Consider the following 22,225-nt stretch of genomic DNA (forward strand, 5'->3'; position numbering starts at 1 on the left):
TTAACAAGCTTGAGTAGCAATCAGGGGATAACCATAATTACTATGGTGGAATTTGATTGAATGCCTGAAACGATTTTTACCTCTCACCCGATAAATTGGTTAGAAGAGGGCGACGAGAGTGTTCCTGAAAGTGTATTAGATTGGTTGCAAGAGCAGGGGTCGATGACCAAGCGGTTTGAGCAGCATAGTCAGAAAGTGACGGTAATACCTTATTTAGAACGCTATATCTCACTGGATATGCTCACCGCCGACGAACAAAAATGCTTACCAATTAGTGAGCGTTATTGGCTACGGGAAGTGATTATGTATGGGGATAATATCCCTTGGTTGATTGGCAGAACGCTGATCCCAGAAGAGACGCTCACTGATAATGACAAAAAATTAGTGGATATTGGGCGTGTCCCATTAGGGCGCTATCTCTTTAGTCATGAAAACCTAACCCGAGATTATATTGAAATGGGATCCAGCGCTGACCGCTGGGTACGCCGCTCCCTACTTAGATTGTCCCAAAAACCATTATTATTAACCGAAATATTTTTACCTGAATCACCTGCATATAGATAACTATCTAACATAATTCAAATAACGTTTATGGGTAAAATAGAAGCATAAAGGAGCACGATAACGTGGAGGGAAGTATGGCGCTAAGTAAATGGCATGCATACAGCCGTTTAATGCGTATTGATAGACCTATTGGCTCACTGTTATTACTGTGGCCAACCTATTGGGCGCTGTGGATTGCCGCCCAAGGCACGCCAAGTTTGCATATTCTGATTGTCTTTACGGCCGGTGTATTTTTAATGCGTGCCGCAGGCTGTGTTATCAATGACTTTGCTGATCGTAATTTCGATGGGCATGTAGAAAGAACTAAACACCGACCACTGCCTAGCGGTGATGTTACGGAAAAAGAAGCAAAAATTCTATTTGCTGCGTTGGTAGGGCTCTCTTTCTTATTGGTATTGAGTCTGAATACCATGACCATCTGGTTATCGGTCGCAGGCTTAGCGCTAGCGTGGATCTACCCGTTTGTGAAACGTGTGAGCCATTTGCCTCAAGTAGTCTTGGGCGCTGCATTTGGCTGGTCAATCCCGATGGGATTCTCAGCAGTTAGTGAGTCCTTACCACTAGTTTGTTGGTTACTGTTTTTAGTGAATATCATCTGGTCAGTGATTTATGACACGCAGTATGCCATGGTCGATCGTAACGATGATTTAAAAATTGGCGTGAAATCAACGGCGATTCTGTTCGGTCAATATGACAAGCTGATTATTGGTTTGCTGCAAATTGTGATGGTTGGCTTGCTGGTGGTGATTGGCTCATTAGCTAACTTAGGCATGGTTTATTATGGTTCGTTAGTGCTAGCCGCTGCGCTGTTTGTTTATCAACAGCAATTGATGGTGAACCGAGAACGAGCACCGTGTTTCAAAGCGTTTATGAATAATAACTATGTTGGCTTTATTCTGTTTATCGGTATGGTAATTAGTTATTTTTAACCGCTAAAACGGGATAAGAAAAAGGGTAATGCAGATGCGTTACCCTTTTTTATTGTTGAATATCATTGACTTGTGATATTACTCTTGCGGCGTTTCTGAGTCTGCATCAGCACTTTCCGGCGTATTTTTCGGCGCTGGTTTTGGTGCAGAAAGTTCTTCAGTTTGGCTAACGCTCTCAATGGTCAGACGGATTTCCGGTGACATCAAGCGTGCAAGCACGGCGTACAAGTTTTTCGCATTCGTCGAGAAAATATCATTCTCGTTATTGTCGATATAGCCTTCTTCTTTGAGGGTATCGACCAGTGTTGAGAACACGGCTTTATCAAAGAATTCAGGGGCGTTAATACCGTGCAGAACGGACAGACGCTGCGCGAGCATACGACTCTCTTTCTCTAACGTATTGCGGCTGACTTCTGGGCTTGCATTGAGCAATGACAGTGTAATGGCGTAGCGTTGCAGTGTTTCACGAACACCAGCTGCCAGTAGCTGTAACGGACGGATACGGCGAGGATTTAACACCACCATATTCTCATCTTTCAAGCAGATCAGTTGTTGGTTATTCAGCTCATCAATCAATGTATCCACTGTTTCCGTAAGCGCGTTTGCGTCATAACGCATAAACAGCTCAGCTTTCAGGAATGGATAAATCAGCGCAACTTGCTGGTGGATTGCATCACGGCTAATGCGCTCATGGTGCAGCACAATGCTGGCGATAAGCGAAGGCAGAACCAGTAAGTGATGAATATTGTTACGGTAATAGGTCATTAAGACGGCATTTTCGCGTGGCAGAATAATAATATCCCCCATGCTGTCTTTTTCGACTTCAAACTTGTTCATCTGCAAAGCGTGTTCAAGCAGCTCTTCAGCCGTTTTGTTCGGCGTAGTTGCATCGGCAGTGTAAGGCACATTGCGCAGTAGCTGTAGATAGCACTCGATTTGTTCAAGCAGTTGTTCACGGGTGAGCGAGCGCTGACGTGAAGCCAACAATGCCGTTGAACATAGGTTAATCGCGTTGGCAGCTGCCGCATTATTGATATTCACCATAATGTTATCGGCTAAGCTGCTGACGGTTGGGTTTAACCAGCTCGGGCGCTGTGGTTCAATCGGGTCGATAGATTCACGCCAATTTGGTACGCGGTTATTTAAGTACTGGGTCAGTGAAATTGGTTGCCCAAAGTTCACATAACCTTGACCCAAATTACGTAGTTTACGCAGACCACGTACCATGGAGAAGAAGCCTTCTTTCTCTTTCTCAGCGCCACGCAGCTCTTTTGCGTAAGTTCCCACTTCCATCACATGTTCGTAACCAATATAGATAGGAACGATGGTGATAGGGCGGGAGTCTCCGCGTAGCATCGCTTGTAGGGTCATCGACAAGGTACCGGTTTTCGGTTCCAGTAAGCGACCTGTACGTGAACGACCGCCTTCCACAAAGTATTCAATCGAATAGCCGCGAGCAAATAGCTCACTAAGGTATTCGCGGAATACGGTGGAATAGAGTTTATTGCCTTTGAACGTACGGCGAATAAAGAACGCACCTAAACGGCGGAAAATAGGACCGGCTGGCCAAAAGTTAAGGTTAATACCCGCCGCAATGTGTGGTGGCACTAAGCCTTGGTGATAAAGCACATAAGAAAGCAGCAGGTAGTCCATATGGCTACGGTGAGAGGGCACATACACAATTTCGTGACCATCTTGCGCCAGCTGGCGAACGCGCTCAGCATGTTGAACGTTGATCCCTTGGTATAAGCGGTTCCATGTCCAACCGAGTACACGGTCAGTCAGTCGCACTGCTTCATAAGAGAAGTTAGCAGCAATCTCTTCCATCATCGCCACGGCATTTTGCTGGGCTTTTTGTAATGGGATTTTTTTACTGCGCGCTTCGTCTTCAACGGCTTTTTCAATCGCTTTAGAGGATAGCAGCTTATTAAATAGCTCATAACGGGCAGGCAGTTTTGGCCCGACCGCAGCTAAACGCTGACGAGAGTAGTGAATACGTGCTACGCGAGCAAGTTTATTGGCAATGATGGTGTCGGTGCCATGTTCTTGCGCCATCTGGCCAAGAGAAATACTCGGAGAGAAACGTACAAAGCTATCGCGCCCTAACCACAGGACTGCAAAGAATTTTTGCACACCGTTTAAGAGTTTTAGCGGGGCAGGCTTATGCCCTTCGCGACCCGGCGCACGTCCAAACATGACGGATGCAGGTAGCATTTGAATATCAAGATTTGGATTGTTTTTATGCAAATCCAGATACGCATGGAATATTTTTACTGACTCTTTACGTGGATCTGGGGAGTAGTAACGGAACACGCGCGGGCCATCATCAATAAACACATAGGCTGGGAGCTTGGTGCCATTGATGTCGTTATCCACTAGCGGATCAGGTAAACCAATCGCTAAGCATTGTTGGCGAAGCGTGAGCAGGTCGGACTTTGAGTGATATGGCAAGACGTACAGCGTTGGCTTGCTTGGGTCAAGCTGTAACTCTGTTATCGGATCCGTTGGGATTAGTTTACTTTTTACCAATAATTTCAGTGGTAAATTCAACGTGTTGTAATATATTTTACGCCATAGTGACATAAATGATTATAGCCTCTTGTTAGTAATGCTGCGCAATCATAGCAGAAAGCAACGTTTAGATCTGTTATCGATAATTCACTTTGACTGCAAAAGTTGATTATTGTTTAAAAATTAAGGAAAAAATATGGCAAGTCAAACTAAGGGACTCACTCGGGTCATCAAAGCGGCTGGATACTCCCTTAAAGGTTTAAAAGCAGCATGGGTAAATGAAGCCGCATTTCGTCAAGAAGCGATTGCTGCTATCATTGCGATAATTATAGCTTTTTACTTGGATATTAGCCAAATTGACAGAGTTTTGTTGATTGGTTCAGTTGTATTAGTCGCAATCGTTGAGTTAATTAACAGTGCAATTGAGGCGGTTGTTGATCGTATTGGCAGTGAATACCATGAATTATCTGGGCGAGCGAAAGATATCGGCTCCGCAGCTGTGTTCGTCACGATAGGATTAGCTCTGTTTATCTGGGGAACCGTATTATGGGCACGTTATTTTACGGCTTAGTGGGCTAAAAACAGTAAAAGAGATAAAAAGCCAGAAATTCATCAACAAAAGCAGGTTTTGGCTAATTTAACAGTTCCCAATACCCATTTACCTGTATATACTCACAGTCTGACTGTATAAACAAACAGGGGAACGGGATGAAAGCACTGACAGCTCGACAACAGCAAGTTTACGATCTGGTGCGTGACCACATTTCGCAAACGGGCATGCCACCAACACGCGCTGAGATAGCAGCAAGTTTGGGTTTTCGTTCGCCTAATGCGGCAGAAGAACATTTAAAAGCCTTAGCTCGTAAAGGGGTAATTGAGATTGTTTCTGGAGCTTCCAGAGGCATTCGTCTGTTGTTAGAAGAAGAATCCGAAGATTTAGGACTTCCTCTGATTGGACGTGTTGCTGCTGGCGAACCATTGCTTGCACAAGAACATATTGAAAGCCATTACCAAGTCGACCCAGAATTATTTAAACCACACGCAGACTTTTTATTACGCGTAAATGGTATGTCGATGAAAGATATCGGTATCATGGATGGTGATTTACTTGCGGTACATAAAACACAGAATGTCCATAATGGGCAAATTGTTGTGGCACGTATCGAAGATGAAGTTACTGTTAAACGCTTTAAGCAACAAGGCAATCGCGTTGAGCTTATTGCTGAAAACTCTGATTTTGCACCAATTGTGGTTGATTTACGCGAACAGAATTTTACTATCGAAGGTCTAGCTGTTGGGGTTATCCGTAACAGTGACTGGCATTGATGATGAGTGATTGAGTCTGGCAGCAGACTCAATATCTCTATTTTTTGAATAGCCTTTCTTTATATAGCTATTTTCATACTGTTTTTCTTTATATAGCCATCTTCCATGTTGCTATATAGCTTCCTTTATTTTACTTCCTGTAGACCACTTATTCTATATCACTTCTTTTTTGAACTGACCGTGGCGTGATGGTTATGCTCACAGTGTTCATGATCTTGGCAATTGGAAATCTCAAAACATTTTTGACATAAACCATGGTTTTCTACCACCGTATGCCTGAGATGAAAATGATTTTCTTCCGCTAGTGTGCTAATCGCTTGTTCGATAGTCGTGCAGTCACTTTCGGTCACATTGCCACAATTATCACAAATCAACATCACTGAAATATGGCTTGGATTATCCACATGGTGACAAACCACATAGCTGTTTGTGGATTCAATTTTATGAATAAATCCTTGTTCCATGAGGAACTCTAAACCGCGATAAACGGTAGGGGGTTTAGCCTGAGGCTCTATTTCACGTAGTAAATCTAGTAGATCATAAGCACTGATCGCACCGTGTTGCTGCGCTATTAATCGCAGAACAGTCTCTCTTTGTGGGGTCAAACGCACGCCTCGAGACTGACAAATACGTTCGGCCGTCGTAAGCAGCATGTCTTCACTGATTGTTTTCATCTTGTTTGGCCCCACCTAGATAGCTTCAAGTTTTTATTACTGTTTAGTTTACCATAACTTCCATTTCTGTTGTGTTTGAAATGGTGGTGATGAAATAAACAATTTCTTACTAAATTGAATACGCAATTTTAACTTTAATAAAGGCAACATTAATAAAAAATGAACTCCTTATTTAAGAGATGGTTTTTTCTATTTTAAATAAATCATTAATTGCTACATTTTAGTTAATCATTGGGTGTTAAATTTAACCAAATAAAAACAATTATTGAAATTCATTGTTACTATTTGGCGTTAATTTTAATTAAGACTTATCTTACCCCTTCTTTCTTATGTAGCGATTACTGATGCGAAAAAGACGCTGGATAGATGTTAAATCCAATAAATTTGCATCTGATAGGTTTATTAAGTTGTATTTAAATATAAATATAGATTTTTATATTTATAGGTTTTTTGCAATATTTAGACATTTTTATAAATGCAAAATGAAGTCTTCATATAAATCTTTCTAAGTAATTCATCATTTCTTTAGATTTAATTACTCATTCAGTGGATAAAAGTTGCCCTTATGCATTTTGTCGATATAAAAAACCAAGTCAACGCTTTATTTGGGTGGTTTTTGACAGCATATGTCACGTATGTAGAATTGACATCAGAAAATATCACAAGGTAGTTATCAGAATTCATTTAGTGTTCTATATCAATTTTAATTAATTAATGAATGACTCAGTAATTAATTTAGAAGTGAGAATGTTGGCTTAATGATTTCTGTTTTTTAAATCACATAAATGAGATGGAGCTCGTTTATATAAAAAAATCTCTAACCTGAATGAAATTCATCAAGTAGGAAAGCTAGAGGAATTTTTCAAGGGTGCACTGATTAAGTAAATGGACTTAATTTTGCATCAGTGGAAACAGGAAAGAGAAAAAGAGAAATAGCAGTTCCTACTCATTTAAAGGAAAACTTTTATGAAACTGAATAAATTAGCATTAACTCTAGCTTTAGGTTTAGGTGTTGGCGTTTCAGGTGTTGCTTTAGCTGCTGATCCAGTAGAAAGCTCACAAGGTGAAATCCGTTTTACTGGTTTCATTAACGACGTTCCATGTTCAATCGATGCTGACAACCTGAAGCAATTAGTTGAATTCGGCGAAATCGCGTTACATGAACTGACTTCTAACCAATTCCGTTCAGACAGCAAAGCGTTCGATATCGTTCTGAAAAACTGCTCTACTGAAACTTACAAAAACGCAAAAATCACATTTACTGGTTCTACAGTAAACGGTTTCCAAGGCTTCACTGGTGACTTACTGGGCTTAGGCGGTAAAGTTAAAAACGCTGGTATCGTAATCACTAACGGCGCTGACAAAATCGTTGAATTCGGTAAAGCATTCCCAGGTACTGGTGACGGCTACGCGTTAAACAATGGTGACGGTTCACAAACTACTCTGCACTTCGCAGCGTACGTTAAAGGTAACGAAGATCCAACTCAAAAAGCTACTACAGGTCGTTTTGACACTGTAGCTAACTTCAAAATTGTTTACCAATAATAGTCAGTTTCTATAGAGAACAATATGGCGTAGTCATACGCCATATTTCTTATATCGTCTTCACTGTATCTGTTTGTATAGGCGCATAGTTAATGAAAAGCATGAAGCTAAATCTAATTACAAAATTAATGCTTTTAATGTTAACGCCAATGGTTGCATTCTCTGAAGAGGCCGTTGATTTTAACACCGACTTCATTGATTCTGAAGGTAAAGAAAACGTCGACTTCAGTAAGTTCTCTCACGCCAACTATGTCCCTCCTGGGGATTACTCTTTAGCGATTGAAGTTAACCGCGCTAAAGTTTCTATGGAACAACCTATCACCTTTTTTAATCCTAATTACGACGACAAAGTTTCGTTGGCATGTGTCACGCCTGAAATTTATGCATTATTGGGATTAAAAAAGGAGTGGAATAACCAAGTCAAATGGTTAGATGATGGAAAATGTTTGGATATTCGTTCAGTTCCGGATATGACCATTCAAGGGGATTTGGCAAAGAACGTTGTACAGTTCAATATTCCTCAGGCCTACATGGAGTACTCAGACCCTGATTGGGACCCACCATCTCGTTGGGATGACGGGATCATGGGTGCATTTATTGACTATAACGCGACAGGACGCGTTGTTAATAAACAAACCGGCGATAAAGGAACGAAATCAGGTCTGACGGCCACAGGGACAATGGGTGCAAACTTCGGTGCATGGCGTTTGCGTGCCGATTGGCAAACTCAAAATGGTGAGCTGAATAAAGGCAGTAAATCATGGTCTTGGAACCAATTGTACGCCTATAGAGCGATTCGTTCACTGAGCGCTCGTTTAACGCTAGGTGAACAATATTTAACCTCTAATTTATTCGATAGTATTCGTTATCTTGGTGCAAGTATAGAAACCAACGAATCCATGTTGCCACCTCGCTTACAAGGCTATGCGCCTGAAATTGCGGGTGTTGCAAAAACGAATGCGACAGTCATGGTAAAACAAGATGGTCGTATTATTTATCAAACAGAAGTTAGTCCTGGTCCATTCCGTATTCAGGATGTGAACTCATTCGGTGGCGGTACGCTGGATGTAGTGATTCAAGAACAAGATGGCACAACAAGCAGCTATCGAGTGGAAACCTCTCGACTGGGTACGTTGACACGCCCTGGTCAGCTGATTTATCAATTTGTGATGGGTAAACCGACAAAAGATGACCATGATACTCAAGGCCCTGCATTTAGCATGGGATCGCTCTCTTGGGGGGCGACAAACAATATCACGGTTTATGGTGGTTTACAGGCATCATCTGAATATCAAAACGTTGCATTTGGTTTAGGTCGTGACTTTGCGCCATTTGGTGTTTTATCTGGAAACATCAACATTTCTCGCGCGCAAATGGGGCGACTGGATGACAATGAAACGTTAACCGGTAACTCTTATAACCTGACGTATTCTAAGCAGTTTGATGAAATTAACAGCCAGATTACGTTTGCGGGCTATCGATTCTCTGAACGAAATTATATGTCAATGAGTCAGTTTATTGACCGTCGCTATAAAGGCGATAAGGTCGATAGCGGTAAAGAACTTTATACCATTATCTTTGGTACGGCGTTCCCTGATTATAACGCCAATATGTATTTAAACTATTCGCACCAAACCTATTGGAATAGAGCATCAACCAACCAGTATAACTTTACGCTTTCAAACTATTTTGATATCGGCAAAGTTAAAAACATCAGTCTGAGCTTAACGGCATATAAAACGAAATCACGCGACAATGATGATGATGGTATTTATTTAAACCTCATGATCCCATTAGATAAAAATGAGTCGAGCATAAGCTATTCAGGTTCTTATTCTGGGGGGAATAACTCCAATAACGTTAACTATTATAGCCGAATTGATAGTCGCTCCTCTTACTCAGTGTCTGCAGGTAACTGGGATAAAGATAAAGTCACGACTGCGGGCACATACAGTTACGATGGCGATAGAAGCCAGCTGAATTTGAGCGGTACCTATATTCAGGATAACCAAACCGCCGTTTCTATGCAGTTAAAAGGCGGTATGACAATGACGGGTGAAGGTGGCGCGATACACCGTAATAACTCAATTAGTGGCGGATCAAGAATATTAGTCGATACTAATGGTGTCGCAGATGTACCCATCTTAAATGGAGTAACACCAGTGAAAACCAACCGTTACGGTAAAGCCGTGATCACTAGTGTGATGGACTACAACCGTAATAATTTAAATATTGATCTGAAAAATGTGCCGGACAATGCAGAAGCGCTGCAATCGACACAGTATGCAACCCTGACAGAAGGTGCCATTGGTTACCGTAAATTTAATGTCATCACGGGTGAAAAATTAATGGGAATTATCAGCTTAGCTGATGGAAGCTACCCACCATTTGGGGCTTCAGTGAAAAATGCGAAAAAAATAGAAGTCGGAATTATTTCAGATAAAGGTTTTGTTTACTTAGCGGGTGTTAACCCATCAGAGTCGCTTGATGTGACATGGGGTGATGATACGTCATGTCATATTCAACTGCCTGAAAAATTAGATAGCAACATGGAGCACGATGTTTTACTGCCATGTAAATAATTAAAAAAAAATTTTTAACGTCAACGGTGAAAATATGAATTTATTAACTAAACGCAATGCAGTCGCTATTTTAAGCGCCTCATTACTGGCTCAATCAGCTTATGCAGCCATTGCTATTGATAGAACTCGTGTGATTTACAACGAGGGCGATAAATCAGTGAGCGTTGGTTTGAGTAATGAACACAAAACTAGCCCTTATTTGGCGCAAGCATGGATAGAAAACGATAAAGATGAAAAAGTAAATTCTCCCTTTATTGTGACGCCACCGGTACACCGACTTGAAGCGGATTCAAAAAGCCAAATTAAAATTCAGTCTGTGCCTGCTATTGCTAAATTACCGAAAGATCAGGAAAGCGTTTATTACCTAAACGTGCGAGAAATACCACCGCGCAGTGAGAAAGCCAACGTATTACAAATTGCGTTACAAACAAAAATTAAACTGTTCTATCGTCCCGCTGCGATTGCAACGAAAGATAGAATGGAAACTATTCCTCAAGAAAACGACATCAAACTGGTGAAACAGGGTAGTGGATATATCGTCAAAAACCCAACCCCTTATTTCTTGTCAGTAACTAAATTAAATAAAGGTAAGACAGAAGTAACTGGTTTTGAACCTATTATGGTTCCACCTCGCGGTGAAATGAGTTTAGGAAAAAGTGCAGGGGATATCGGGACATCACCAACCTTAGTATATCTCAACGATTTTGGCGGTACGATTGATTTGAAATTTAACTGCAGCGCGGTTGAGTGTTCTGTCGTACCTAGAAAATAAGGTCTACCGCTATGATGTCTATTAAAAATTTAGCCAAGGTATTATTGATATCATCGACTCTTTTTACGTCAGGTGCCCTTGGGTTTTCAGGCTACCTGTATGTAGAAATTAAAGGTGTCGTCTTATCCAAACCCTGCCAGATTAATAATGGACAAGCCATAGAAGTCGATTTTGGCGATGTCATGACAACGCGTATTGAAGGTGAAATGTATAAACAGCCAATGGACTACACCATTACCTGTAAAGACGGCGTTCAGCCAAAATTGAATATGTATATTGACGGCACGCCCGCTGCATTTGACCAGCGGGTGCTTAAAACGAGTGTCGATAATCTCGGTGTCCTTTTTAAGGCGGATACCAGCGATTTCCCATTAAAAACTAGGCGTGCCTTTAACTTTGCATCACCGACTAAATTATTTGCGGTGTTGGTGAAGAAAAGTGGTACTGATTTGCCAGCGAAAGCCTTCACGGCTAATGCGACACTCAAAGTTGAGTATCAATAAGGGTGATAAACATGCGGGACATTTATAAGCTTATTGGGGTGTTTTTACTGTTTATCTTATTCCCTTTCTCTTCAACGGCGAGAGATAACGAAACAGACATTCTGATTAAAGGTAATTTAATCACGCCGCCACCGTGCCATATTGATAATGGTAAAGATATTGAAGTGGAATTTGGTAACGTTTCCATTAAATCCATTCAAGGTAATGCTCAAAAGAGACAAGTGAATTACCAAATCCAGTGTGAAGAAAACAAGAACAACTGGGCCATGTATTTAACATTAAATGGCGCAAAAAGTGCATTTGATACTAATGGGTTGAATACAGGAATTACCAATCTTGCGGTTAAATTTCAACTGGGCGATCAAACTTTAGATTTAGGCAAAAAATATTTAATTAACCCAAGTAACCCTGGGGTACTTTGGGCTGTATTGGTTCGTGATGGTAATAAAGAGCTGAAAACGGGCGACTTTATTGCAAACGGAACCATGCTAGTGGAGTACCAATAATGAATAAGAAAATACGTTTTGGAATTTTATTTGCATTACTGGGAAACCTCGCTGCGGTAGCAACGATGCCTGCACAAGCCGCGCAGAATAATATGAAAATCAAAGGGACGCTGGTGAACGCACCTTGTGTGGTGTTACCAGAAAATTCAAAGGTTGAAGTCGATTTTGGTGATATCCGACTGTTGGATATCTATGAGCCGGGATTTCAATTTCCGAATGAATCCTTCACGTTAGTGTTGTCAGATTGTGATTTGACCATTGCGCAAAAGTTGAAAGTAAAATTCTCAGGAACTGAAAACTTACTGTTGCCAGGTTCCCTCGCGTTGACGGGCAGTGATTTAAACCCTGGATTAGGTATTTTTATTGAGTTAACCGATGGAACCCCGATGAAAATTAACCAATTTTCATCGCTAATGCCAATCAGTAAAGCAGGTAAGAATGAATTACAGTTTAATTCATTTATCAAAGCGACATCGGATGTTGTGAATAATAAACAAGTGAAAGTCGGTAAAATATCAGCTACTGCAACATTTATATTTGAGTACGAGTAATTTTATTATCAAAGCATATTTCTTTGATCTAACTAAATTTTACTAAGTATATAAAGAGAACTGAAATGGGAAAACGAATTCAAAGTCTATTATTAATAACGTTGCTTTTTATAAGCTCTCTTAGCTATGCATCGGTCTATTTCTCATATGTTGAAGATATTGTTTCTTCAGGGAGTAGCCATACTTATTATTACCAAATGGATTATTGGCGCGCGAGCTCTTCGACAGAAGGTAACCCTTGTGTGTCTGTATTAGGAGCCGCAGGAGCAAAGAACTGTTACTTTTCTATCAACCACTTACACTCAGGTAAGGATACAGGGGGGAGTGGTACGCGTACTGACTGGGAATGTAGTATTAACTTTGCCACATATACTTCTATGTCAGCCATTATTAATGCGGCTCAAAGCCAATGTGGTCTTTCGTTTCCAAGAAGAGGGGAAAGTCGACATTCTGGATCCATAACAACCGATGAATGTGTCGGGATCTTTTTAAAAGCATCGAAGTCTAACGCCTACGGAACTATGTTACCTGGTGGAATTTGTGGTATTGCACCACCACCAGCGGGTAAATGCTACTTTAATTATGTGGCAAATAATCGACTCGAATTAGATCATGGATCTTTGAATGCCAGTGATCTGAATGGAGATTCACAACGCGGATTTTTCTCTATTGTTTGTAATCAAAACATGCCTGTAAAAGTTTCTTCAAACGTGTTGCAGGAATACGTGTATTTACGTCCGAATGGTGAATTGATGTCACGAGTGACATTGAACGGTCAACCAGCTTGGTTTGGCACGATTATCAATGCAAGAGCAAATACGAATGAGCTTGTGACAGTAGAATCTGTATTAAAAACGAATGGTACGGTTGCGCCGGGTAACTTTAGTGGTGTTATTACACTGGTAATGACCATTCCATGATGTAAAGCGTTAAGAATTTTGTATTCGTCATTTTCCCATGTTGACGGTTTTGCCTACTTAAACGTAAATGTTGGTAGGCTTTTTTTTAATCTTTTTTATTTACTCTAAAATATGCATTTCTAATATAGAACTTATTAAACTTTATGCTTATTCAACATAGCAAGTGAAGGCAGAATAGGCCTCATCCTTCAAAATATAAACATTATCTTCCATTCTAGTCACATTTACATAATATTTTATTTTGTCTTTTTCTAATTGGATGAAATTGGTGAATACGTCATTAGGGGTGCTGTCAGAGTTTGTCACTGATGAGGAATTCATCACAATTAAATAATTACCCTTTTTATCTACCGGTGTATAGGAAAAATAAATAGCACGATCTAATCGATAAATGGTTTCTTGGTTTTTTATATAACCATAAAAATTCATTCTACCATTATGATTGTCTGAAACCTGTAATGACATTTTAGATTTAAGGATAATACCATCCGGTGTGCCATTTTCTTTTATCCAAACAATTTCAGAATGACAAAGTTTTACATCATATTTATCTTTTGCAAAGGTAACATAAGTAATGGGGATAATAACCGCAGCTAGAGCCGCAGTAATAAGATACTTTTTCATTTAAATTCTCTGATCGTTAATAGAAACACAGTCAAACTTATTATTTTTTTCTTTACAAACGCTAATTGCAGCATTTTTATCGAATGAGTAAGAGGCATTGACATCTGAAAGAACAATAATTCGTTTTGGTTCTTCGCAGGCAATATTATATTTATCTAATTTTTTATTAATAAAATCGAGATTGGTTTTTTTTGCCTGTTCATTCATTTTGATGGGTGATTGAAATACGCAATTATCTCGATTTCCAAATGTTGTATAGCTATTCCTTTCATCATTGTTTGGTTTTAGTATGTTGATAAATAAGTAAAATAATCCAATCAAGATGAATGAAATGATAGCGAATAAAAGCATTCTACCTTTTAGATTGCTATTTTTAGTGGCAATGATTTCTGAAGTTGCAATGGGTTTTGTCGTTGAATTATCTGTACTATTACTTATTGAAGTATTAAGTTCTAAAATTTCATTTTCACCCTCTGAAATAGCGACTTTTGTCAGTTCAGTATTTTTGGGTATTAGCAAATTCTTAGATGGGGTGACAAGTGTTTCTGTTATTCCATAATTATCTGAAGTGATAATTTCATTGGATACAGTTTGCTTGTTGTCATTATCCATTGCAATACTGGATAGATGACTATCAATTCTAAATCCTTTTTTGGGAACCGTAACAATTGTTTTTGGATCAATACCAACCAGCTCAAGTTTTTTCCTTATTTCGCTGATATAGGTGTTTAAATTATTATTTGATCCAACCAGACCATATTCTTCCCAAACATTTGTAAGAAGTTCGTCTCGTGTTGCAATGCCTTTCTTTAAATTTAATAAAAGGATTTCACCAAATAATCGAGCGGCAGGTTTAGATAATTCAATATGTTGATCTGGATCATCTTTTAGAAAAATACGACTTGTCCTGTGCTCAAAAATAAACTTGTTATCGATTGTATAATCATGTTTTTCAATCATAGTTATCGTCTGCTCTCTGAAATTCAAATAATTCAATAGCTAAGCCACTATTAATTAGTGGCTTAGTGTAATTTAAGTTAAATTTATTCTGGGGATTTATATATTTTTATTAATTTAATTATAGGTATAGTCTAAATAGGGATTGGAATAACTTCAAGTATTCGGAGATGAGCTTTTTTGCTATAAATTAGCAAAAATATTGATTTGAATATCATATTGGAGTAATAAACTAAATGAAATATTATTGCTAGTTTATTATTATAAATATATTCGTTTTTGTTGTTATATCGGTAGATAAAACTAAATTTCTAGGGTGCTAAGTAGAGTTATTTATAAGAATTATCCTAAGGGATTTCGCTTAATTCTATTTATAGGTCAAATTAACTGATAAGGCAATTTATTTCTCAATTTATAAGGCAAGAAAGTAATATCTTGCCTTATAAAATTAAGTATTAGTATTTATATTCAATTCCTAGCCAATAGTTGCGACCTTCTTCTATATAGCCATCAGTATATTCATAAGACTTGTCGAACAGGTTGTTGACTGAGCTGTTCACGGATAGCCCATGCCCTAAGTCATAATCCACGCGGAGATCAGTTTTGGCGAAGCCGCGTACCTTATCTTCACTGTCTACATAGTTAAATGCCCAGCTTCTGGCTTCTTCTGTAATTGTAATGCTCATTGGCTCATATGGGGTAAATTTCACCCAAGCAAACGCTTTGTGGGTTGGCAGCTCTGCAACATGGCGTACGCTATAGTGTTTCGGATCCGCGTGGATATAGCTGTAGTTCACACCTGCTTCCATCCAATCGGTGATTTGCCCTGTAGTGCCTAAATCCGCGCCGATATAATCCACTTTGCCGCTATTACGGTTTTGCAGTAATGCGCCACCTTTTTTATTTTCGCCTACATGGTGCGCCATAATGGCATCAGAAACGTGGTTATAGTAGGTGCTTGCGGTGTAGCTCCACACTGGAGTGAAATGTCCTTTATAAGTTAAATCAAAGGTTAGTGCACGCTCTGCATCTAAATGCGGGTTAATGAGGAATGAATCATTATTCCTCATTTTATTTTCGGTGTAGCGCTCTTTTTGTGTCGGGAATCGACTTCTTTCGGATACAGAGAATTGAACGGTATCTTCATTTTCTAAATGGTAACGCGCCATCATCTCCCAGTTAAAGGCATGTTGGTTGTTATTGTCATAATGTTGAACGCCTTCCATTGCGCCGGTTTTTTTATTGTATAGATAGCGTTTCCCATCATCACTATCACGCCAGTCATAGCCAATTCCGCCGATGATATCGAGTTTATCTGTCGCGACCCATTGGTATTCGGTGGAGACAGACCAGGTTTGATCTTTATAACGGTCAAATGGGTTGGTTTTATTACTGCGAGAGCGGTGAACGTCTTCTTTCCAGTGTGCGGCAAATGACAGCATATCTAATTCACGCACAGTAAAGTCAGCGCGTAGGTCTGCGCCGTTGCTGTAGTCGTCATAGCGGCTGTAGTTATAATTTCCTTTTTGATAATCTTTGACCGATTTGTACTGGTGCAGCGTGTTTTTGAATGAATCGTGATAAACGCGGCTTTGCAGGGCAATCCCGTCAGTGACTTGGGTGGTGCCATTAAAGTAGATGCTCTCTTTATCATAAGCAGGCCACTGCCAGATCTGCTGCTTATCTGAGTTGGCATTCGGTGCACTATTTTTGTCACCATCTTGCTTAATATAAGTCACCACATACTCATCGGCTTCTCGTGGCGTCCAGCCCATTTTCAACATCAAACGCTTATCATCGGTGGCTGAGTTAGTTCGGCGCCCGTGGGTTCCCGCATAAGGATTATTGTCATCAGAGCTAGGCAGACCCATAAAGCGTTGCTTATATTGGCTACCGCTGACTTGAATAAAACCTAAATCATTGCGACCACCAAGGCGGGCGCTAACGTTATGGGCATTGTCCGCCCCACGTGCAAAGCCTTGGTTCAGGCTGATATTAGCTTCGAACGGTTTTTTCGGGGTCGCGGTGGTTAAGTTGATGGCGCCGCCCATTAAGTTCGGACCTTGTAACAGGGACGTATACCCCGTAGACAGTTCAACACTCGCCAGTTCACTGGTCATAAAGCGCCCAAGGTCAAGGGTGCCGTCATAAGGAACATAGGTCGGGATACCGTCGAAGAAAACAGGCACTTGGCGGCTGTCAAAGCCTCGTACGTTGACTTGAGTTTCGTTACGGTTACCGGATTTTTGAATCGCCACGCCGGGTAGGGTGCTGAGAGCTTGAGCCACGTTGGTTTTATTGAGTTGCTTCATTTGCGACTCAGTAATCACGTTAGCATCAGCGGCGAGTGGGGTACTCCAGACTGACATCACATCGCGGCTAGCGTCAGCTTGTGCCTGATTATTTTCTGGAGAGGTCGTTGCTGCTTGCCCCTGTGTTGCGAATAACGCCATTCCTATCAAATAGGTAATTTGTTTTATTTTCATTATTAATAATTTCCAGTTAGTTTTTCCTGCGACTTATATCGATATATTTATTTTTATATAACGATAGGCGTCACTTTTGCCATAAAACACCATCCCGCGGTGAGCCGCAGGATAAGGTTTTAAATCTATGTATTTGGGTTGTTAAGATTTAAATATCTGTACTTTGATGTCTCTCGGGTTTGCGTAATAGGGAGCCGAAGTGACCAACAGAGGAACACCCGATTGAGCGAAACTTTCGATAGTTTGCAGGTTAACGCCCCCTGCAATGGATAATCGGCAGTGGGACTTTTTCTCATTCACCAAGCGCTGCAATTGCTGAATCTGCTCCACAGGAAGTTTATCCAGCTGGACAATATCGGCGTTGGCATCAATGGCAAGCAGGGCCTGCTGATAATCATCGGCTTCAACGATGATCTGTTTCTCAGGCGCGGCTGCTTGTAACGTATTGATATGAGACTGCCAATCATCGGGGTTTGTAAGGCAGTTGCGATGATTGGTAAACAGCAAGATAGTTTCTGCGCTGCCAGCACGATGGATAATGCCACCGCCAGCGAGGATCGCCGTTAACGCTAGGGGTTTGGTCGCGGGAATGGTTTTTCGTGTGCAAGCGAGCTGCCCATGTGGGTGATATCTTTTTAATATCGTGACCATTTGATGGGTGTAGTGGCTGACGCCACCGCACCATTCCAAGACATTTTGGACTGCCTTCCACCCTTGATGCAGTGCTTCAACCGAGCCAGACGCGTTAATCAAGCGGCTTTGTGGCTCCACAATATCTCCGTCACGAAATAGGCATTCGCTGTGTATGCCCAGCTTTGTGAGCATTCGTTGGGCGATATCCAACCCGCTGACGCAGCCGCCAAGCTTCGAGGTAAAGGTCATGGTGCCTTGCTGGGTGTGTAAGCCAAGCGCGCGGCTGGTGAGATCCCCATACTGGATATCATCGAGAAGCAGTTGGTCAATTAGGGTGTCAGGCAAGTAAATCATAATGTCAGTTCCGCTTCATCCACTACATCCCATGAGACCATCGCCCAATCGCGGGATGGGAACGGCAGGGTTTTACCATCGGCGGTTTGTTTCTCGTAGTAAGCGCGCAGCTTTTCAGTTTCTTCTTCTGTGAGATCTTTGAGCGACCAGTTTACGCTGTCGATAAATGCATCCACGTTATCGAATCCACCCCGATTTGGACTTTTAATAAAGTCGACACGGGCATGGATCCCCATTTGATGCAGGACATTCACGGCATAGATATAGGTTGGCAGGCTAACCACTTCGCGCCCAATTTCACGGATAATTTTCTCATCAATAAATGTCGGGTTAACGGTGTGAGTGGTATACACGCGCAAGTTAGTTTGGCGGTTGAGTTTTAACATCGCAGCTTTTAAATCATCTACGAGAGTAGAGCGGGAGGCCACAGAAATATCGGCTTTTGGTAAGTCGTCCCAGCTATCTTCCCACGCAAGGGTTTTAAATTGCGCATTGGTGACATTCATCTCTTTGGCGCGAATATTGGCCATTTCGAGCATACCTGCACTGTAGTCAATGCCGGTGACAGATTGAAATTGGTTAGCGAGATAAAGGCTAATAGAGCCAGGTCCACATCCCACATCCAGCAAGGTTTTTGCACCCGTAAAATCCATTAATTGGCGAAAGCGAATTAAGTATGGATCGTTCGGATTGGCACAGTTTTGCGCCATTTGGTGGGCTTTTTTATCCCAATGTTCTGGTTCTTTGCGCGTGCGTTGGGCTTGTTGCATATGCTGCTGATACATCGCGGCAAAATCGAGTTGGTGAATAAGCATGATCCCTGACCTTAACAAGTAAAATTGAGTGGAAGCTGAAAATGCGCCGTAATACTCGGTGCATCGATATTATAGAGCTCTGCCAAGTTAGTGAGCGTTAACATACTTTGAGTCGAGCCTTGCCGTGCCTGCTGTTGTTTGTTTAATAAAATCACATGGTCGGCAATGGCAGCGGCATGTTGGGGGTGATGGGTGGACATCAACACCGTGATCCCATGCTGCTTCAGTGTTTCGATATGCTGTAACAGCCGAATCTGATTGCCAAAATCAAGGCTGGCGGCGGGTTCATCCATAATCAATAACTTGGGTTTTTGGACTAAAGCTCTGGCAATTAAAACCAGCTGTTTTTCCCCTCCGCTGAGGGTGCTATACAAGCGCTCTGCAAGGTGAGCAATGCCAAATTGGGTCAATTGCTCCATAGCACTGACTTTCTCTTTTTCCCCCGGTACGCTAAACGCAGAGAGATAGGGCGTGAGTCCCATCATCACCATATCGACCACCGAAAACGTAAAGGGCGTATCGTGAGCTTGGGGTACGTAAGCAATCACTTTCGCGATATCTCGCTGTTTCAGCCGGCTGATGGATTGCCCTTGCAAGCGTATATCCCCATCAATGGCAGGAAGTAACCCTAATAAGGTTTTCATTAAGGTGGTTTTTCCGCACCCATTCGCACCCAGCAAGCAGGTCATCTCACCTTCAGGTAAATGCAGGTTAATGCCTTCAATAATGGCTTGGTGGTGGTAGCCAATCGCCACATTGTCTAGGGTTAAAATACTCATTTAACCTGCCTTGTTTGTAGCAAAATGGCTAAGAAAAAGGGCGCGCCCACTGCGGAGGTTAAGATCCCGAGCGGTAGTTCAATGGCCGCAATGGTGCGAGCTAGCGTATCGGTGATCAGCAGTAAAATAGCGCCGATAGCCATTGCTGCAGGGAGCTGATAGCGGAAGTTAGCACCCACTATCATTCGCGTAATATGGGGAACAATTAGCCCTACCCAGCCAATAATGCCAGCTATCGACACGGTGCTGGCGGTAATCAGGGTTGCGCTAACAATCAAAATGGTGCGATTGAGTGTGACATTTACGCCTAAACTTTTGGCTTCTTCATCGGATAAACTTAGCAAATTCATGCGCCAACGCAGCATCAATAATGGTACGAAACCCACGATCATAATGGGCAGCACTGACCATAAATCTTGCTGAGTAATGGACGACAAACCCCCCAGCAGCCAAAAGGTGATAGAGGGAAGCTGCGTGTAGGGGTCAGCCAAAATTTTCATTAATGAGATAGCTGAGCCACAAATTGCACTGACGGCGACCCCAACCAGCACTAGGGACAAAATAGGGTCATGCTGGCGGGCGAGACGAGCAATCAGATACACCACGGCCACAGTGATAAGCCCACCCACAAAGGCAAACAGCTGGATGGAAACCAGAGATTGCCCGAGAAATATCCCCAAGACCGCTCCCACGCCCGCTCCCGCCGAAACCCCTAAAATATCGGGGGAAACCAGCGGGTTGCGAAACATGCCTTGATAAGCCGCCCCCGCTATCGCCAGCCCGCCACCGATTAAGATAGCGGCTAAGACGCGTGGAAAGCGAATTTGCCAAAATACCGTGTTGCTGCGAGGGTCATCCACAGGTGATTGAGTAAACAGGCGATAGAGCTCTTCCAAGGTTAGTGAGTATTTACCACTGGTTAATGCCATCAGAAAACAGAGTAGCAAAATAGCCATCAATAATAATGGCTTAGTTTTGGTATTGAGCCAGCTCGCCATCATGACCTTTCCATTAGCAAGTCGACCTGCTCTTGAGTGAGCGATGAATGGTAGAACAGCTCAAAAAATTGTCTTAGATCGTGAGTCATAGTCTCTTCAACCGCTTTATCAAAGTGACTTTGTAAGCGTCTCATGCCCAGTAAACGGTTGATCCCTGGTGGACCATCTAACCAACCGAATGGCATCCCACTGAATACGAACAGGTTATTCGATGAGATGGCTTTGAGTCCTGCCCATAATGGTGAGCGAGTGATTAATTCAACAGATTCATCATATTGGGTGATGATGATATCGGGCTCCCACTGGTACAGCTGTTCCATGGAAACATCGGTCAAACCGTGGAATCCATCGATGTCTACTACATTACGAAAACCGAGCATTTCGATGGCTTCAGTGTGAATGGAGCCTTTTGTGCCGGTTTGTAGCCCTTTTGCACCTCTGGCAAGGTAAAAACTAAGGGGTTTTTGTTGCTGAGTCAGTGCAAATTGCTGCGCATTGCTAAGATAGCGTTCTGCTACCATACTCAGTTTTTCAGCTTGCTGATTAACATTCAATAGACGACCAAGTTGACGCAGTTGTTGAGGAGCATCAATCAGCTTACCGTCCATCAGCAAATACGGGATCCCCGTTTGTTTGGCGACTTTTTCCGCTTGAGAACGGTAGGTTTCATCGATATTGCCAGTATCGAGGATCAAATCAGGGTGATAAGCCAATAATTGTTCAAGGGATAACGTGCTACCTCGTCCCGCAAGACGACCGTAAACGGGTAAATTCATCCACTGTGGCGAAAATAATTCACTGTTCCCTTTTTTCAAGTTAATCGAGGCAAAACCCACCATTTTTTCTGGGGCGAGGGCAAATACCAGTAAGTCTGCGGGCGGACCTGCCGTGATCACTTTTTGAATGTTACCGCTTGCAGGTAAAGTACCGAATAATGCCTCTGCGACAGGGCTGCGACTAAATGCAGGTAAACTGTAGAATGCCGCAAGGACAGCGCAGGATTGGATAAAATGTCTTCTATTCATTGCCATAATCAATATCGTTATACTTATATTTATATAGCGCGAAAATTAGCGAAGTCAGGCAACAGAGTCAACAGTAAAAACGAGATAGCACTGAAAAGTCGATGTTTCTGTGATTTAAAGCAATATCAAGGATTGATATCCACTGGCAGATCGCAGAACATAGCGAAATAT

21 protein-coding genes are annotated in these 22,225 nt (G+C 41.8%); 11 read left to right on the plus strand and 10 right to left on the minus strand.

All coding sequences use genetic code 11. The features are described 5' to 3' along the window. Window positions 1-60 precede the first annotated feature (60 nt). Entirely contained in the window at window positions 61-564 is a 504-nt protein-coding gene (gene ubiC / locus ACY3ZI_RS02115; protein ID WP_036955412.1) for a chorismate lyase, read from the plus strand. A 74-nt stretch (window positions 565-638) separates the two neighbouring features. Beyond that, window positions 639-1,493, plus strand: a complete 855-nt coding sequence (ubiA, locus tag ACY3ZI_RS02120) for a 4-hydroxybenzoate octaprenyltransferase (RefSeq protein ID WP_036955408.1) — start codon at window positions 639-641, stop codon at window positions 1,491-1,493. Between the two features lie 78 nt (window positions 1,494-1,571). Here ubiA and plsB read toward each other — a convergent pair whose 3' ends face one another. Beyond that, window positions 1,572-4,076, minus strand: coding sequence for a glycerol-3-phosphate 1-O-acyltransferase PlsB (plsB, locus tag ACY3ZI_RS02125; protein ID WP_487375905.1), 2,505 nt, complete (start codon window positions 4,074-4,076; stop codon window positions 1,572-1,574). Between the two features lie 124 nt (window positions 4,077-4,200). On the opposite strand from plsB, the gene ACY3ZI_RS02130 reads away from it, so the two are divergent. Further along, window positions 4,201-4,575: a diacylglycerol kinase gene (locus ACY3ZI_RS02130; RefSeq protein WP_154634461.1), complete on the plus strand. Its 375-nt coding sequence runs from the start codon at window positions 4,201-4,203 to the stop codon at window positions 4,573-4,575. Window positions 4,576-4,712: 137 nt separating this feature from the next. Further along, window positions 4,713-5,330: a transcriptional repressor LexA gene (gene lexA, locus ACY3ZI_RS02135; protein ID WP_036955398.1), complete on the plus strand. Its 618-nt coding sequence runs from the start codon at window positions 4,713-4,715 to the stop codon at window positions 5,328-5,330. Window positions 5,331-5,488: 158 nt separating this feature from the next. Here lexA and zur read toward each other — a convergent pair whose 3' ends face one another. After that, on the minus strand, window positions 5,489-6,004 hold the full coding sequence (gene zur, locus ACY3ZI_RS02140) for a zinc uptake transcriptional repressor Zur (protein ID WP_036955395.1): 516 nt from the start codon (window positions 6,002-6,004) through the stop codon (window positions 5,489-5,491). Window positions 6,005-6,970: 966 nt separating this feature from the next. Between zur and ACY3ZI_RS02145 the strand changes: the two genes are divergently transcribed. The 7 genes from ACY3ZI_RS02145 (at window position 6,971) to ACY3ZI_RS02175 (ending at window position 13,383) form a co-directional block, all read left to right on the plus strand. After that, window positions 6,971-7,549 (plus strand): fimbrial protein, encoded by a 579-nt coding sequence (locus ACY3ZI_RS02145; protein WP_036955392.1) that lies wholly within the window; start codon window positions 6,971-6,973, stop codon window positions 7,547-7,549. 92 nt (window positions 7,550-7,641) lie between these two features. Continuing rightward, a complete protein-coding gene (locus ACY3ZI_RS02150; protein WP_487375906.1) occupies window positions 7,642-10,131 on the plus strand; it encodes a fimbria/pilus outer membrane usher protein in 2,490 nt (829 codons plus the stop codon). A 34-nt stretch (window positions 10,132-10,165) separates the two neighbouring features. Next, window positions 10,166-10,903: a fimbria/pilus periplasmic chaperone gene (locus ACY3ZI_RS02155; protein WP_211887907.1), complete on the plus strand. Its 738-nt coding sequence runs from the start codon at window positions 10,166-10,168 to the stop codon at window positions 10,901-10,903. Between the two features lie 11 nt (window positions 10,904-10,914). Continuing rightward, window positions 10,915-11,406, plus strand: coding sequence for a fimbrial protein (locus ACY3ZI_RS02160; RefSeq protein WP_211887906.1), 492 nt, complete (start codon window positions 10,915-10,917; stop codon window positions 11,404-11,406). 11 nt (window positions 11,407-11,417) lie between these two features. After that, window positions 11,418-11,912 carry a fimbrial protein gene (locus ACY3ZI_RS02165; RefSeq protein WP_036955377.1) on the plus strand — a complete coding sequence of 165 codons (495 nt, stop codon included), beginning with the start codon at window positions 11,418-11,420 and terminating at the stop codon, window positions 11,910-11,912. Then, window positions 11,912-12,463 carry a fimbrial protein gene (locus ACY3ZI_RS02170; RefSeq protein ID WP_211887905.1) on the plus strand — a complete coding sequence of 184 codons (552 nt, stop codon included), beginning with the start codon at window positions 11,912-11,914 and terminating at the stop codon, window positions 12,461-12,463. Before ACY3ZI_RS02165 ends, ACY3ZI_RS02170 begins: the two co-directional genes overlap by 1 nt. A 65-nt stretch (window positions 12,464-12,528) precedes the next feature. Then, window positions 12,529-13,383: an MrpH family fimbial adhesin gene (locus ACY3ZI_RS02175; RefSeq protein ID WP_487375907.1), complete on the plus strand. Its 855-nt coding sequence runs from the start codon at window positions 12,529-12,531 to the stop codon at window positions 13,381-13,383. A 147-nt stretch (window positions 13,384-13,530) separates the two neighbouring features. On the opposite strand, the gene ACY3ZI_RS02180 is transcribed toward ACY3ZI_RS02175, so the two are convergent. From ACY3ZI_RS02180 to ACY3ZI_RS02215, 8 genes are all read right to left on the minus strand, one after another. Then, window positions 13,531-14,007 (minus strand): FidL-like protein, encoded by a 477-nt coding sequence (locus ACY3ZI_RS02180; protein WP_487375908.1) that lies wholly within the window; start codon window positions 14,005-14,007, stop codon window positions 13,531-13,533. After that, window positions 14,008-14,967: a winged helix-turn-helix domain-containing protein gene (locus tag ACY3ZI_RS02185; protein ID WP_487375909.1), complete on the minus strand. Its 960-nt coding sequence runs from the start codon at window positions 14,965-14,967 to the stop codon at window positions 14,008-14,010. A 452-nt stretch (window positions 14,968-15,419) separates the two neighbouring features. Beyond that, the gene (locus tag ACY3ZI_RS02190) at window positions 15,420-17,450 is read right to left on the minus strand and encodes a TonB-dependent receptor plug domain-containing protein (RefSeq protein WP_487375910.1); all 2,031 of its coding nucleotides are present in this window, start codon (window positions 17,448-17,450) and stop codon (window positions 15,420-15,422) included. Window positions 17,451-17,591: 141 nt separating this feature from the next. After that, a complete protein-coding gene (gene modD / locus ACY3ZI_RS02195) occupies window positions 17,592-18,437 on the minus strand; it encodes a ModD protein (protein WP_487375911.1) in 846 nt (281 codons plus the stop codon). Beyond that, the gene (locus tag ACY3ZI_RS02200; RefSeq protein WP_487375912.1) at window positions 18,434-19,252 is read right to left on the minus strand and encodes a class I SAM-dependent methyltransferase; all 819 of its coding nucleotides are present in this window, start codon (window positions 19,250-19,252) and stop codon (window positions 18,434-18,436) included. Before ACY3ZI_RS02200 ends, modD begins: the two co-directional genes overlap by 4 nt. Window positions 19,253-19,263: 11 nt before the next feature. Further along, complete coding sequence (locus ACY3ZI_RS02205) at window positions 19,264-20,031, minus strand: ABC transporter ATP-binding protein (protein WP_487375913.1); 768 nt, start codon at window positions 20,029-20,031, stop codon at window positions 19,264-19,266. Continuing rightward, window positions 20,028-20,987 carry a FecCD family ABC transporter permease gene (locus ACY3ZI_RS02210; protein WP_487377427.1) on the minus strand — a complete coding sequence of 320 codons (960 nt, stop codon included), beginning with the start codon at window positions 20,985-20,987 and terminating at the stop codon, window positions 20,028-20,030. Before ACY3ZI_RS02210 ends, ACY3ZI_RS02205 begins: the two co-directional genes overlap by 4 nt. 41 nt (window positions 20,988-21,028) lie before the next feature. Continuing rightward, window positions 21,029-22,060 carry an ABC transporter substrate-binding protein gene (locus ACY3ZI_RS02215; RefSeq protein WP_211887897.1) on the minus strand — a complete coding sequence of 344 codons (1,032 nt, stop codon included), beginning with the start codon at window positions 22,058-22,060 and terminating at the stop codon, window positions 21,029-21,031. Window positions 22,061-22,225 lie beyond the last annotated feature (165 nt).

This window comes from Providencia sp. LY12 (assembly GCF_057621555.1).

Coding starts and splice junctions, on each gene's coding strand:
- ubiC (WP_036955412.1), top strand. CDS start 61: ATGCCTGAAACGATTTTTACCTCTCACCCGATAAATTGGTTAGAAGAG.
- ubiA (WP_036955408.1), top strand. CDS start 639: ATGGCGCTAAGTAAATGGCATGCATACAGCCGTTTAATGCGTATTGAT.
- plsB (WP_487375905.1), bottom strand. CDS start 4,076: ATGTCACTATGGCGTAAAATATATTACAACACGTTGAATTTACCACTG.
- ACY3ZI_RS02130 (WP_154634461.1), top strand. CDS start 4,201: ATGGCAAGTCAAACTAAGGGACTCACTCGGGTCATCAAAGCGGCTGGA.
- lexA (WP_036955398.1), top strand. CDS start 4,713: ATGAAAGCACTGACAGCTCGACAACAGCAAGTTTACGATCTGGTGCGT.
- zur (WP_036955395.1), bottom strand. CDS start 6,004: ATGAAAACAATCAGTGAAGACATGCTGCTTACGACGGCCGAACGTATT.
- ACY3ZI_RS02145 (WP_036955392.1), top strand. CDS start 6,971: ATGAAACTGAATAAATTAGCATTAACTCTAGCTTTAGGTTTAGGTGTT.
- ACY3ZI_RS02150 (WP_487375906.1), top strand. CDS start 7,642: ATGAAAAGCATGAAGCTAAATCTAATTACAAAATTAATGCTTTTAATG.
- ACY3ZI_RS02155 (WP_211887907.1), top strand. CDS start 10,166: ATGAATTTATTAACTAAACGCAATGCAGTCGCTATTTTAAGCGCCTCA.
- ACY3ZI_RS02160 (WP_211887906.1), top strand. CDS start 10,915: ATGATGTCTATTAAAAATTTAGCCAAGGTATTATTGATATCATCGACT.
- ACY3ZI_RS02165 (WP_036955377.1), top strand. CDS start 11,418: ATGCGGGACATTTATAAGCTTATTGGGGTGTTTTTACTGTTTATCTTA.
- ACY3ZI_RS02170 (WP_211887905.1), top strand. CDS start 11,912: ATGAATAAGAAAATACGTTTTGGAATTTTATTTGCATTACTGGGAAAC.
- ACY3ZI_RS02175 (WP_487375907.1), top strand. CDS start 12,529: ATGGGAAAACGAATTCAAAGTCTATTATTAATAACGTTGCTTTTTATA.
- ACY3ZI_RS02180 (WP_487375908.1), bottom strand. CDS start 14,007: ATGAAAAAGTATCTTATTACTGCGGCTCTAGCTGCGGTTATTATCCCC.
- ACY3ZI_RS02185 (WP_487375909.1), bottom strand. CDS start 14,967: ATGATTGAAAAACATGATTATACAATCGATAACAAGTTTATTTTTGAG.
- ACY3ZI_RS02190 (WP_487375910.1), bottom strand. CDS start 17,450: ATGAAAATAAAACAAATTACCTATTTGATAGGAATGGCGTTATTCGCA.
- modD (WP_487375911.1), bottom strand. CDS start 18,437: ATGATTTACTTGCCTGACACCCTAATTGACCAACTGCTTCTCGATGAT.
- ACY3ZI_RS02200 (WP_487375912.1), bottom strand. CDS start 19,252: ATGCTTATTCACCAACTCGATTTTGCCGCGATGTATCAGCAGCATATG.
- ACY3ZI_RS02205 (WP_487375913.1), bottom strand. CDS start 20,031: ATGAGTATTTTAACCCTAGACAATGTGGCGATTGGCTACCACCACCAA.
- ACY3ZI_RS02210 (WP_487377427.1), bottom strand. CDS start 20,987: ATGGCTATTTTGCTACTCTGTTTTCTGATGGCATTAACCAGTGGTAAA.
- ACY3ZI_RS02215 (WP_211887897.1), bottom strand. CDS start 22,060: ATGGCAATGAATAGAAGACATTTTATCCAATCCTGCGCTGTCCTTGCG.